Here is a 12,229-nt window from a genome sequence, read left to right as displayed (position 1 = left end):
ACAACGGCGGGCTCGCTTCCGCCGGTTTCCGCGTCAGGCACCACGCCTCACCTCTCATGCTTCCCACCATTGCCCTCGTTGGCCGCCCAAACGTCGGCAAAAGCACACTGTTCAATCGGCTCACCAAGTCGCGTTCAGCGCTGGTAGCTGATTTCCCGGGGCTTACCCGTGACCGTCAGTACGGTCAGGGTCGCGTCGGCGAACGCCGCTTTGTCGTGATCGATACCGGTGGTTTCGAGCCCGTAGCCAAGGACGGCATTCTCAAGGAGATGGCGCGGCAAACACTGCAGGCGCTGGACGAAGCTGACATCGTGATCTTCCTCGTCGATGGTCGTGCTGGCGTGACGCCGCAGGATTCTCGCATCGCCGAATTGCTGCGGCGTCGCGGTCGCGCCGTCTACCTCGCCGTCAACAAGACCGAGGGCATGCACGATGCCCGCGTCACTGCCGAATTCCACGAGCTGGGTATCGGGCAGCCCTATGCGATCTCCGCCGCGCACGGTGATCGCGTAAATGCCCTGATCGAGATGGCGCTGGAAGAGAAGGCGCCACTGCCGGTTGTCGATTCGCCCGCAGACAGTGAGGACGAGGATATCGCTGTCACCGGCAGCGATGTCGTCGAGGCTGTGGAGCCCGCCGAGGGCGAAGAGCCCGAGTTCATCCCCGAACCGCCGCCGCGAGTCAAGATCGCCATCGTCGGCCACCCGAACGTCGGCAAGAGCACACTGGTTAACGCGCTGATCGGGGAAGAACGGGTCATTGCCTTCGACCAGCCCGGCACCACGCGCGACTCGATCTATCTGGATTTCGAGTACAAAAATCGCGACTACACACTGATCGATACCGCCGGCGTGCGCAAACGCGGCAAGGTGACCGAGGCCGTTGAAAAGTTCTCGGTCATCAAGACGCTGCAGGCAATCGAAGATGCCAATGTGGTGGTCTTCGTCGTCGATGCCACCGAGGGCGTCAGCGACCACGACGTTCAACTGGCGTCGTTTGTTCAGGATGCCGGTCGCGCCCTTGTGGTCTGCCTCAACAAATGGGACATTGCCGACGCCGACGCTCGCAAGAAGCTCAAAGACGATTGTGAGCGCAAGCTGTACTTCGTTGACTATGCGGAGACGCTGACCATTTCGGCCCGCACCCGGCAGGGTCTCGACAAGGTCATGGCGGCAGCCAACCGGGCCTACACGTCGGCGTTCAAGAAGCTGTCAACGCCCAAGCTGACCCGGGCGCTGCAGGACGCCATTGTCAAGCAGCAACCGCCGCGCGCCGGCACCATCCGCCCAAAGATGCGTTACGCCCATCAGGGTGGCAGCAATCCGCCCGTGGTCGTGATCCACGGCACCTCGCTCAACCGAATCTCTGACACCTACAAGCGCTTTCTGGAGCGGTTTTTCCTCGATGCCTTCGAACTTAGGGGAACACCGCTACGACTTGAGCTGCGTACGGGGCATAATCCGTACGCAGAGACCGGCAAGTCGGGTCGTCGCCAGCGCTGATCGCTTTCATTTCGGCGCGTCCTCCCGCGGCAGTGCAACCCGAAAGGGTGCTTGAACTTGCAGGCTCCGGCTCCATCTCATTGCAGGATCGTCGTTCGATCGTGCCGGGCTGGTGCGTATTCGGAAGCATCATTCAATAATTCGGAGAACAAGAAGTGAGCAATAAAGGGCAATCCCTACAAGACCCGTTCCTGAACACGCTACGCAAGGAGCACGTCCAGGTCTCCATCTACCTGGTGAACGGCATCAAACTGCAGGGTCAGGTCGAATCTTTCGACCAGTACGTTGTGCTGCTGAAGAACACCGTCACCCAAATGGTTTACAAGCATGCGATCTCCACGATCGTTCCCGCCCGTGCTGTCAGCATTCCGCACGGAGACGACGCATCTGAGTAATCCCCGCTGCGGCGCGTTCTGCTGCCCGGAACGCTCCCATGTTTGAACGACACGCCGGTAATGATCGCGCCGTGCTGGTGCAACTTGCATTCGGCAAGGCGCCTATCGCCGACGATCTCGAAGAGCTGCAATCACTGGCTGCCACTGCCGGCGCGGATACGGCCGGCGTAATCACCGGTCGCCGCGAAAAACCGGACGCCGCACTGTTCGCTGGTCGCGGCAAGGTTGAAGAGATTGGTGCGGCCTGCGCCGAGCACCATGCTGAGCTGGTGATCTTCAACCATCCACTGTCTGGCGTGCAGGAACGCAATCTTGAGCGCGAGCTTTCCTGCCGCGTCATCGACCGCCGCACACTGATTCTCGACATCTTCGCCCAGCGCGCCCGCAGTGCGGAAGGCAAGCTGGCAGTGGAACTCGCCCAACTGGAACATTTGTCTACCCGCCTGGTACGCGGCTGGTCGCACCTTGAGCGGCAGCGCGGCGGTATCGGCCTGCGCGGCCCCGGCGAGAAGCAGCTTGAAATTGACCGTCGGCTGATCTCGGGAAAGATTCGCGCCCTGCGCGAGCGCCTTGATCGGGTTGAACGCCAGCGCCACACCCAGCGCCGGCAGCGCGAGCGTTCGCAAACACGCTCGATCGCCATCGTCGGCTACACCAATGCGGGCAAGAGCACGCTGTTCAACCGCCTCACTGCGGCCGGCACCTACGCCGCCGACCAGTTGTTCGCGACGCTGGACACCACCGTGCGCAAACTCTATGTGGCGGATGCACAACCGCTGGTGGTGTCAGACACAGTGGGCTTCGTCCGCGCACTGCCGCATGAGCTGGTGGAAGCCTTCAAGGCGACGCTACTGGAAGCGGTGCAATCAGACCTGCTGCTTCACGTCGTGGACGGCGCCAGCGACCAGCGCGAACAACAGATCGAAGCGGTGAACGCCGTGTTGCAGGAGATTGGCGCTGCCGACATTCCGCAACTGATCGTGGTCAACAAGTGCGATCTGCTCGGCCTCGGCACCGACGCCGGCCGTATCGAGACTGATGAAAGCGGTGCGGCGAGTCGCGTTTTTGTTTCAGCGCGCACGGGGGCGGGCATTCCCGAACTGCGTACCGTCTTGCAAGCGCGGTTTCCACGCCAAAATAGCTATCCGTACGACACTGAGTCCGGGTTCGCCCATGACGACGCGTCGCAGAATGCCAAAGCCGCGTAAATACGCGACCTGACAATGAACACACAAGCAACACCCTCGCTGCTGACCCGCTGGCGCAACGCCTTCCGTAACGGGATCAAGCTGTCACTGAACGATCCGCAATGGGGCCGCAAACCCGGCGCCGGCGGCAGTGATAACTCATCTGGCGACAAAGGCGGCGACAAGGGCAGCGAACAGCAGCCGACCGGCAGTCCGCCTCCCCCGCCCTCATCTCCGCCACCGGGTGGCAACAACGGCGGCGGTCGTGGCAATAAGCCGGATGGCCCGCCCGATCTCGACGAGCTGATGAAAAAGGTGAATGATCGCGTCGGCGAGATCTTCGGTGGCAAAAAAGGCGGCAAACGCGGTGGTGGCGGTTCGCCATTCCCACCGATCAGCCCGCGCTTTGCGGCGGGCGGCCTGGTGCTGGCCCTCGTCGTAGGCGCCCTGCTGTGGCTCGCCACCGGGTTCTACATCGTTGACGAAGGCAAGCGCGGCATCGTGCAACGCTTCGGCAAGTATGTCGAGACCACCGAACCGGGCCCGCGCTGGCATTTCCCGTGGCCGATCGAGTCCCGCACCATCGTCAACCTTAACCAGGTTCGCTCGGTCGAGGTCGGCTTCCGTGGGGCCAGTCGCAACCGTGACGCCAAACAGGCGCAGATGTTGACGGAAGATCTCAACATCATCGATATCGCCTTCGCAGTGCAATACACGCTGTCGGACGCGAGAGCCTTCCTGTTCAACCACCGCAAGCCGGAGGAAGCGGTCGTGCAGGCGGCAGAAACCGCCATGCGCGAGGTGGTCGGCAAACGCAAAATGGACTTCCTGCTCAATCAGGGTCGTGAGGAGTTCGCCGGTGCCACCCAGAAGCTGATGCAGCAATTGCTGGATCGCTACGGCACCGGCATCACCATCAGCAAGCTCAATCTGCAGGCTGTTGCCGCACCCGAGGCGGTCAACGAGGCTTTCCAGGACGTGGTCAAAGCGCAGCAGTACCGCGAGCAGCAGGTCAATGAAGGCCAGGCCTACGCCAACCGCGTCATCCCCGAAGCACGCGGCCGTGCGTCACGTCTGCTGGAAGAAGCGTCCGGCTACGAGCAGAGCGTTGTTACCCGCGCCCAGGGTGATGCCGCGCGCTTCACTTCGGTCGTCGGCGAATACAACAAGGCCCCGGTGGTCACTCGCGAGCGCCTCTACATCGACATGATGCAGTCGGTGCTCGGCAACACCAGCAAGGTGCTGGTTGACCAGCGACAGGGTCAGAGCCTGCTCTATCTGCCGCTCGACAAGCTGATGGATGGCACCCGCGCCGCTGCCAGCACCGGCCTTGGCGCCAGCAGCGCAACTGAGGCGGCGCGTCCGAGTGCGCCGCTGCCCGATCCGGCTGCGGCGGTGGAGGCACCCGGCAACACCCGCAGCAGCAACACGCGCGACACCACTCGCGGTGGCCGCGACTCGCGCAACTAGAAAGGAGCTGACAACATGAACAAGATCGCTCCCCTGCTCACCGCATTCCTGGTCGTGGTGTTTGCGTTCTCGCAGACGCTGTTCACCGTTGATGAACGCGAATTCGCCATGGTCCGCCAGCTCGGCGAAGTTGTCGCCATCAAGGACAAGCCGGGCCTCAACTTCAAGATTCCGTTCATTCAGACGGTCAGCAAGTACAGCAAGCAGATCCTGACGATGGACAGCCCGGAATCGGAGCGCTTCAACACCAAGGAAAACCAGCCCGTACAGGTGGACTCCTTCGTCAAGTGGCAAATCTCCGACGCCCGCGAGTTCTACCGTGCCGTCGGCGGCGACGAGAAGCAGGCCGAACGCCGGATCGGCCAGACTGTAACTTCGCTGCTGCGCGAAGAATTCGGGCGGCGTACGCTGCAGGAAGTGGTGTCCGGCGATCGCGAAAAAATCATGGCGATCGTTCGTGATGCCGCCGAGATTGATGCCAAGAAAATTGGCGTTCGCATCGTTGACGTCCGTCTCAAGCGCGTGGATTTCGATGAATCGGTGTCCACCCGTGTGTTCGACCGCATGCGCTCGGAGCGTCAGCGTGTTGCTGCCGAATTGCGCTCCACCGGTGCTGCCGAGAGCGAACGCATCAAGGCTGATGCCGACAAGCAGGCACAAGTGATCCTCGCCGAGGCCTACAAAAAGGCACAGGAGATGCAGGGCTCCGGTGACGCCAAGGCGGCTGCCATCTACAGCGCGGCTTATGGCCAGAACGCAGAGTTCTATGCCTTTTATCGCAGCCTCGAAGCCTACAAGGCATCGTTCAAAAACAAGAGCGACGTGATGGTGCTCGATCCGAGCGCCGACTTCTTCCGCTTCCTGAAGCAGGGCAGCAAGGGCAAATAGCCAGACCGGCTGCCGTTGTGGACTTCTTCGCCGCGCTTTGTCTGGTGCTCGTGATCGAGGGCCTGCTGCCGTTTCTGGCGCCCAGAGCCTGGCGGGAGACGATGCTGCGACTGGCGCGCTTTAGCGACGGGCAGTTGCGCATGATCGGCCTGCTGTCCATCGCTGCCGGGCTGGTGTCCTACTGGATCACAGTTGCCCTGTTGGGGTGACCCGCACGCGCACGCTCCTGTCCGAGCCTGTCAGCCAGAGAAATCAGCTTTTCGCTGAAAAGGCCAAACGCTCAGGGCGATGACCACCAAAAGGCTGAAAGTCGACAACGGACTGATTGCCGCTGTAGCCCTTATCCAATGGTACTTTCAGCGAAAAGCTGCTGCCACGCACAAGCCCCATGAAGCAGTCGGCAATCGACCCGTGCCTAACTGCCGAAACGCAAAACATGGCCTTCGTTCGGTGGCACCCGCCCCTGCATGACGTCGGCAACAGCCTTGCTGATCGCCTCCTGCCCGGATGAGGTTGCCACCGTCAGCCACTTTGTCGGGCCCGATGTCACCTGCGTGATGAAGCGCTCCCACGCCTCGCCCAGACGCCTCTGCAAGCCGTCCGGCCCCCACTCACCGGCCCGCTTCTTGGCCTGGCTTGGCGCAAAGAACAGTACCGGACGTGGACCGGGCAATGCGCCGCCGCCGCCGAGATGGTCCCAATGGGTGCCGCCAATACTGCAACTGTAGGTCAATGCATCGCCGCAGTGACGATGGATGTCAGCCCGTAGCGCAGCGTTGCCGGCGAAATCGCAATAAACAGTCGGCACCGACGGATCCAGCGATGCCAGCGCGTCGTAGGTCACCACCCGTGAATAGCAACCGAGCGCATTGACGAAGTCAGCGTTGCTCGATGAAGTCAATCCGACCACTTCCACGCCGCCGCGCGCCGCGAGGCAGGCCGCCGTTCCGTAAGCCGTCTTGCTCGACGCGCTCGACAACAAAACCCTGGTCGCGCCAAAGTCCTGGTTGTCGGCAAGAAAGTCATCCAGCAGAAAGCTGGTCGCAAACAGCGGCCGCAATATCGCCAGCTCGGCTTCGCGGTCCTGGCGGTACATGCTGTCAGTGCTGCAGCGGACGTACTGGTTGTAAATCGCGGGCAGTTCGCGCCGATGCTCACTGGCATCGAGAAAGCCACCCGGACCGACGCGCGCCGGCTTCACCAGCAGATGGCTGGACATCGGGTAGTAGCCATAAAAACGTTCGCCAACCGCAACGCCGTCGGCCGCCGATGCGACCACGTCTGCGAATCCCCACACTGGAATGCTGCCGCTCGCAGCATCGTTGGTCGGGAAAAACGCCCAATACTTCATCCGCTCACCAAACATCGCATAGGTGACGTTGTTGGCAGTGAAGGACACCAGATCCACATGAAGCAGGACCTCGCCAGCACCGACAGCCGGCAAGGGGGCCCGATGCCAGCGTCCCTGCGCTGGATTGTTGCGTTGAACGGTGAAGTGCTGCACCGATGCATTCATGGGTCGGCCTCGATCAGGGTTGCTGGAAACAGGTGATGGCGGACACCGCCGCGGTCATTAACCTCGTCCAGCATAGCGCAGCAAGCGCCATGAAAGCCGGCCGTCAGAGTTTCTCGCCAACTCGGGTCAACAGGCGATCCGCCCAAAGCGCAAGGCTTACCAGCGCGATGCTGTCGTGCGCAGTCGTCAGACTCAGGGCGTAGTCAACCGCGACCGGGTCCTCCAGCAACGCGTGAGCAGTGAACGGATGATTCAGCGGCACGCGGTCAACATACATGCGCAGGGCATGCTCGCGCAGGTCCGCAGGCGTCAGCGACGGATCGGTCAGCAAGCGGGCGAACAGCTCGCGCCAATGCCAGAACATCGCCGTCATCTGCTGGCCTGACTCGGCCGCCACCATCTCGGTCGGGTTTTGCAAACGCGTCGATAGCCAACCCAGCAGGATTTTCTGCTGATACTGCTGCTGAGAACGCAACGGAAAATGCGCCAGCCGCACTCCCTCAACGAACACCATATCCGCTGCCTGTGTAGCGCCGTCGGCCATCTCGCGAAGCAGCATGTGACTTCCCGGCACCAGTTGCCAGCGCGCATCAGACAGCAGTAGCCGGGTAAGCACCACCTTGACGTCGGCTTTCGGCTCCTCGGCCACCCGATGACGCATGCGGCGCACCGGATTGGCTTCAGTCGCGTCGTCCACATCGCTCGCAACATAGGTTTGCCAAGGCACCTTGCCGCAGGCGCCAGCCGGCACCCTTAGCAACGCCTGCTCTAGCGCAGCGCGCGACTCGACGCGCAGGAATTCATCACCGTCGAGCGGAAACACGAAATCGGCACCAACCTGGGCAAAGCAGCGTCGCGCGAGGTCGGTCAGTCGCGGCCCTTGCTGGAACGACAGCGACTCGTCATGCAACACCGTGAGCGGCAGGCCCTCCGCCTGCAGGGCTTTGAGAACGTCAGGCGTGTTGTCGGACGAATTGTGGTCAAGCACCACCAGGTGGTCGAGCAGACCGGCATGATGGCGCACGAAGGCTTCGATGATGTCGCCCTCGTTCCGGACCATCGAGACCGCGACCAATCTCAAAGCAGCTGCTCCTGCCCAATCCGCGTAGCAAAGGCCGAAGGCAACATGCCGTTACCTGATCAGCGACGGCAAATGCGGCTCGCTCATGTACTCCGCACTCTGCATCTCGGTCAGGCGCGACGCAGTGCGCGAGAACTCACTGAGCACGCGGCGGGTATCGCTGTCTTTCACGTCGTCATCAACGGCGGCGATCTCGACCAGCGACGCCGCCGCGCTGATGATGAGCTTCACCCGATGGTCGTAGAGAACGTCCACCAGCAACGTCAGGCGGCGGATCACGTTGCTGTCCTTCGTTGCCAGCAGCGGTACGTTGGACAGGATCAGCGTGTGATACGACTGCGCCAGTTCGAGATAGTCGTTTTGCGACCGTGGTGTCTCGCACAGCGCCGCGAAATCAAACCAGATCACGCCATCGGCCTGCCGCCGCACCGCAACATCGCGGCCGAGAATGGTGATGTGCTTCTCGGCGGAGGGCTTCGAGGTCGCCAGCCGCGCAAATGTCGCTGCGAGCTTGTCGTCGGTCGCGGCGCCGAGCGGGCTGTGATACACGTGATCCTGCTCCAGCGTGCGGCGGCGGTAGTCAACGCCGCTGTCCACCTCGATCACGTCCATCCGGTCCTTGATCAGCGCAATGGTCGGCAGGAAATTTTGCCGCTGCAATCCATCGGGATACAGGCGGTCGGGCGTGTAGTTGGACGTCATCACGAACACAATGCCGTTGTCCAGGCAGTTCGACAGCAGACGCCCGAGGATCATCGCGTCGGCGATGTCGCTGACGTGAAATTCGTCGAAGCAGATCAGCCGGTAGCGCTCGGCCAGATGCTCGGCCACCACCACCAGCGGATCGGCCTCATGCTTCAATCCACGCAGCTCGGCATGCACGCTGCGCATGAAGGCGTGGAAGTGCACGCGCACCTTGCGACGAACGCGCGTGCTGGCGTAGAAGGCATCCATCAGGAAGCTCTTGCCGCGACCGACGCCGCCGAAAAAATAGACACCGCGCGGCAGCTGTGGTCGCGTGAACATTCGCCCCAAGCCCATCAGCGATGCGCGTTTGTCCTTGAACGCGTGCAGCTCGTCGTTCAACTGCGCGAGGCGTTGCGCGGCGCGCTGTTGCGCAGGATCCAGTGTGATCCCGCGTTCCTGACAGATTTTTTCCAGGTTTTGCAGCAAACAACTACCCGCGCGCCCTGAGCCCTTCGAAGGGCTCAGTTGATCTGCGTTCGTGATTCGACAAGCTCACTACGAACGGAAGTAAACGCAACGCTAGAAATTCAGCGTCCGCTTGTCCACCGCCAGTGCGGCTTCCTTGGTCGCTTCCGACAGCGTCGGGTGGGCGTGGCAGATGCGGGCGATGTCTTCGCTGGACGCACCAAACTCCATCGCCATCACGCCTTCGGCGATCAGCTCCGAGGCGACCGGGCCGATCACGTGCATGCCGAGCACTTTGTCGGTTTTCGCGTCGGCCAGAATCTTGACCAGCCCGTCGGTGCTGCCGAGCGCCCGTGCCCGACCATTGGCGAGGAAGGGGAAGCTGCCAGCCTTGTAGGCGACGCCCGCTGCCTTCAATTGCTGCTCGGTCTGGCCGACCCAGGCGATCTCCGGCGAGGTGTAAATCACCCACGGGATGCAGTTGAAATCGATGTGCGGATGCTGGCCTGCCATACGCTCGGCGACCGCGACGCCCTCTTCCTCGGCCTTGTGCGCGAGCATCGGGCCACGCACCACGTCGCCCACCGCCCACACATTCGGCGCGCTGGTCTTGCAGTCGCCGTCAACAACGATGAAGCCGCGCTCGTCGAGCTTCACGCCCGCCGCATCAGCATTGAGGCCTGTCGTGTTCGGCACGCGGCCGATCGACACGATCAGCTTGTCGAAGGTCGCCGTTTCCGCCTTGCCGTCCGCCGTGGTGTACTCGACGGTGACATCGTTCTTGCCCGTCTTGACCGCACCGACCTTGACGCCGAGGTGAATCGCGAAGCCCTGCTTCTTGAACAGTTTGGCCGCTTCTTTTGCGATCTGTTCGTCCACCGCACCGAGGAAGTTTGGCAAGCCTTCGAGCACCGTCACTTCCGCGCCAAGGCGACGCCAGACCGAGCCCATCTCCAGGCCAATCACGCCGGCACCAATCACACCAAGCTTCTTCGGCGCTTCGCCGATGGAGAGCGCGCCGTCATTCGACAGCACCAGCTTCTCGTCAAACGCCACACCCGGCAGCGCGCGGGCATTGGAGCCGGTGGCGATGATCACCTGCTTCGCGGCGATCGAGGTGCTGGAAGGATCGCTGACATCGATCTGATAGACGCCATCCTTCGCCGCACCGGCAAACGCACCGCGACCGTGGAAGAAGGTCACCTTGTTCTTTTTGAACAGGTAGAGGATACCGTCGTTGTTCTGCTTCACCACGGCGTCCTTGCGGGCCACCATCTTCGCCACGTCCATCGACGCACCCTTGATGGTGATGCCGTGATCGCCGAAGTGATGCAGCGCATGTTCGTAGTGCTCGGAGGACTGCAACAGCGCCTTCGACGGGATGCAGCCCACATTGGTGCAGGTGCCGCCCGGCGCCGGGCCGCCCTTGGCGTTCTTCCACTCGTCGATGCAGGCGGTCTTGAAGCCGAGTTGTGCAGCGCGAATCGCCGCCACATAGCCACCGGGGCCGCCACCAATCACCACTACGTCAAATTGATCCATTGTGTTTTCCTTCACCAACGCTCACACGCGTGAACGCGATCATTCCATCGTCCGCCTGCGTCCAGGCACTTGTCGATCTCAAGCTGCACCCAACCGAAGTAGATAAGGCAGCCGATGGCTAATGCAGCCAGTGCAATTGCGAGGGTGATGAGTCGCGTCTTGACTTGCATGCAAACAAGTCAGCAGCGCACCACCACCTGCGTGACGAGCATTACAAATCCAGCAGCAACCGCGCCGGATCCTCCAGCGCCTCTTTCATCGCGACCAGCGACAGCACTGCTTCGCGGCCGTCGATGATGCGGTGGTCGTAGCTCATCGCGAGGTAATTCATCGGGCGGATGACGATCTGGCCGTTTTCAACGACGGCGCGATCCTTGGTCGCATGCACGCCGAGGATGGCGCTTTGCGGCGGATTGATGATCGGCGTTGACAGCATCGATCCAAACGTGCCCCCGTTGGAGATGGTGAAGGTGCCGCCGGTCAGCTCTTCGATGCCGAGCTTGCCTTCTCCCGCGCGCTTGCCGAAGTCAGCGATCTGCTTCTCGATGTCGGCGATGCTCATTTGATCCACATCGCGCAGGATCGGCACCACCAGGCCGCGTGGCGAACCCACCGCGATGCCGATGTCGTAGTAGCCGTGGTAGACGATGTCGTTGCCATCGACCGACGCGTTGACCACCGGGTATTTCTTCAGCGCGTGCACGGCGGCCTTGACGAAGAAGCTCATGAAGCCGAGCTTGACGCCGTGCACTTTCTCGAACTTGTCCTTGTAAACATTGCGCAGGTCGATCACCGGCTTCATGTTGACCTCGTTGAACGTGGTCAGGATGGCAGCAGTGGATTGCGATTGCACAAGGCGCTCGGCCACGCGTGCGCGCAGACGGGTCATCGCCACGCGCTGCTCGGGGCGATTGCCGAGCGGCACGTTGACCGGCGGGGCCGACACGGGCGCGGCCTTGGGCGCGGGGGCTGCCGCAGGCGCTGACTTGGCTTCCACTGCAGCAATCACGTCACCCTTGGTGATGCGATCACCGCGGCCCGTACCCTGCACGCTGGCGGCATCGATACCGGCATCGGCCATCATCTTTTTCGCCGCGGGCAGTGCACCGGGCGCTGCCGGAGCAGTCGCCGCAGCAGCCGGGGCGGCGACCGCAGGCGCCGCAGCAGCAGTGGCACTGGTCGCCGACGGGGCGGCTCCGGCCTTGGCTTCGGTGTCAATCACGCCGAGGACGACGCCGGAGGTCACAGTAGCGCCCGCCGCAATCTTGATCTCAACCAGCACGCCGTCGCCCTGCGCCGGGGTTTCGAGCACCACTTTGTCGGTTTCGATGTCGCACAGATTCTGGTCGCGCTTGACGGCGTCGCCTGCCTTCACATGCCACGCTGCAAGGGTTCCTTCGGGTGTGCCTTCGGCGAGTTGCGGCACTTTTACTTCGATCAACATAGTCTCTTCCAGGTTCTTCTCGTAGGGTGGGCAGTCGCTGCCCACGCGGTTA

The 12,229-nt window shown here is 62.1% G+C and carries 11 protein-coding genes; 6 read left to right on the top strand and 5 right to left on the bottom strand.

The annotated features are described in order from the left end of the window. Window positions 1-56 precede the first annotated feature (56 nt). From der to FKL89_RS07270, 6 genes are all read left to right on the top strand, one after another. Entirely contained in the window at window positions 57-1,502 is a 1,446-nt protein-coding gene (der, locus tag FKL89_RS07295) for a ribosome biogenesis GTPase Der (RefSeq protein ID WP_156862134.1), read from the top strand. 155 nt (window positions 1,503-1,657) lie between these two features. After that, on the top strand, window positions 1,658-1,897 hold the full coding sequence (gene hfq / locus FKL89_RS07290; RefSeq protein ID WP_156862133.1) for an RNA chaperone Hfq: 240 nt from the start codon (window positions 1,658-1,660) through the stop codon (window positions 1,895-1,897). Window positions 1,898-1,935: 38 nt separating this feature from the next. Then, a complete protein-coding gene (hflX, locus tag FKL89_RS07285) occupies window positions 1,936-3,105 on the top strand; it encodes a GTPase HflX (protein ID WP_156862132.1) in 1,170 nt (389 codons plus the stop codon). Between the two features lie 15 nt (window positions 3,106-3,120). Continuing rightward, a complete protein-coding gene (gene hflK, locus FKL89_RS07280) occupies window positions 3,121-4,554 on the top strand; it encodes an FtsH protease activity modulator HflK (protein WP_156862131.1) in 1,434 nt (477 codons plus the stop codon). A gap of 15 nt (window positions 4,555-4,569) precedes the next feature. Continuing rightward, complete coding sequence (gene hflC / locus FKL89_RS07275) at window positions 4,570-5,442, top strand: protease modulator HflC (RefSeq protein WP_156862130.1); 873 nt, start codon at window positions 4,570-4,572, stop codon at window positions 5,440-5,442. A 17-nt stretch (window positions 5,443-5,459) separates the two neighbouring features. Continuing rightward, a complete protein-coding gene (locus FKL89_RS07270; protein ID WP_238363525.1) occupies window positions 5,460-5,651 on the top strand; it encodes a DUF2065 domain-containing protein in 192 nt (63 codons plus the stop codon). Window positions 5,652-5,857: 206 nt separating this feature from the next. Here FKL89_RS07270 and FKL89_RS07265 read toward each other — a convergent pair whose 3' ends face one another. From FKL89_RS07265 to odhB, 5 genes are all read right to left on the bottom strand, one after another. After that, complete coding sequence (locus FKL89_RS07265; protein ID WP_156862128.1) at window positions 5,858-6,958, bottom strand: DUF2855 family protein; 1,101 nt, start codon at window positions 6,956-6,958, stop codon at window positions 5,858-5,860. A gap of 103 nt (window positions 6,959-7,061) precedes the next feature. Beyond that, complete coding sequence (locus tag FKL89_RS07260; RefSeq protein ID WP_156862127.1) at window positions 7,062-8,039, bottom strand: glycosyltransferase family 2 protein; 978 nt, start codon at window positions 8,037-8,039, stop codon at window positions 7,062-7,064. 51 nt (window positions 8,040-8,090) lie between these two features. Next, entirely contained in the window at window positions 8,091-9,212 is a 1,122-nt protein-coding gene (zapE, locus tag FKL89_RS07255) for a cell division protein ZapE (protein ID WP_156862126.1), read from the bottom strand. 93 nt (window positions 9,213-9,305) lie between these two features. Continuing rightward, the gene (gene lpdA, locus FKL89_RS07250; protein ID WP_156862125.1) at window positions 9,306-10,733 is read right to left on the bottom strand and encodes a dihydrolipoyl dehydrogenase; all 1,428 of its coding nucleotides are present in this window, start codon (window positions 10,731-10,733) and stop codon (window positions 9,306-9,308) included. 211 nt (window positions 10,734-10,944) lie between these two features. After that, window positions 10,945-12,177: a 2-oxoglutarate dehydrogenase complex dihydrolipoyllysine-residue succinyltransferase gene (odhB, locus tag FKL89_RS07245; protein ID WP_156862124.1), complete on the bottom strand. Its 1,233-nt coding sequence runs from the start codon at window positions 12,175-12,177 to the stop codon at window positions 10,945-10,947. Window positions 12,178-12,229: the final 52 nt, after the last annotated feature.

Origin of the sequence: Casimicrobium huifangae, assembly GCF_009746125.1 — a bacterium.
GTDB classification, from domain to species: domain Bacteria; phylum Pseudomonadota; class Gammaproteobacteria; order Burkholderiales; family Casimicrobiaceae; genus Casimicrobium; species Casimicrobium huifangae.
This window is presented reverse-complemented; position numbering and strand designations above follow the sequence as displayed.

What these genes read in the sequence shown, in the direction of transcription:
- FKL89_RS07265 (WP_156862128.1), bottom strand. Translation starts at nt 6,958, where the DNA reads ATGAATGCATCGGTGCAGCACTTCACCGTTCAACGCAACAATCCAGCG.
- hflX (WP_156862132.1), top strand. Translation starts at nt 1,936, where the DNA reads ATGTTTGAACGACACGCCGGTAATGATCGCGCCGTGCTGGTGCAACTT.
- hflK (WP_156862131.1), top strand. Translation starts at nt 3,121, where the DNA reads ATGAACACACAAGCAACACCCTCGCTGCTGACCCGCTGGCGCAACGCC.
- odhB (WP_156862124.1), bottom strand. Translation starts at nt 12,177, where the DNA reads ATGTTGATCGAAGTAAAAGTGCCGCAACTCGCCGAAGGCACACCCGAA.
- hflC (WP_156862130.1), top strand. Translation starts at nt 4,570, where the DNA reads ATGAACAAGATCGCTCCCCTGCTCACCGCATTCCTGGTCGTGGTGTTT.
- lpdA (WP_156862125.1), bottom strand. Translation starts at nt 10,733, where the DNA reads ATGGATCAATTTGACGTAGTGGTGATTGGTGGCGGCCCCGGTGGCTAT.
- der (WP_156862134.1), top strand. Translation starts at nt 57, where the DNA reads ATGCTTCCCACCATTGCCCTCGTTGGCCGCCCAAACGTCGGCAAAAGC.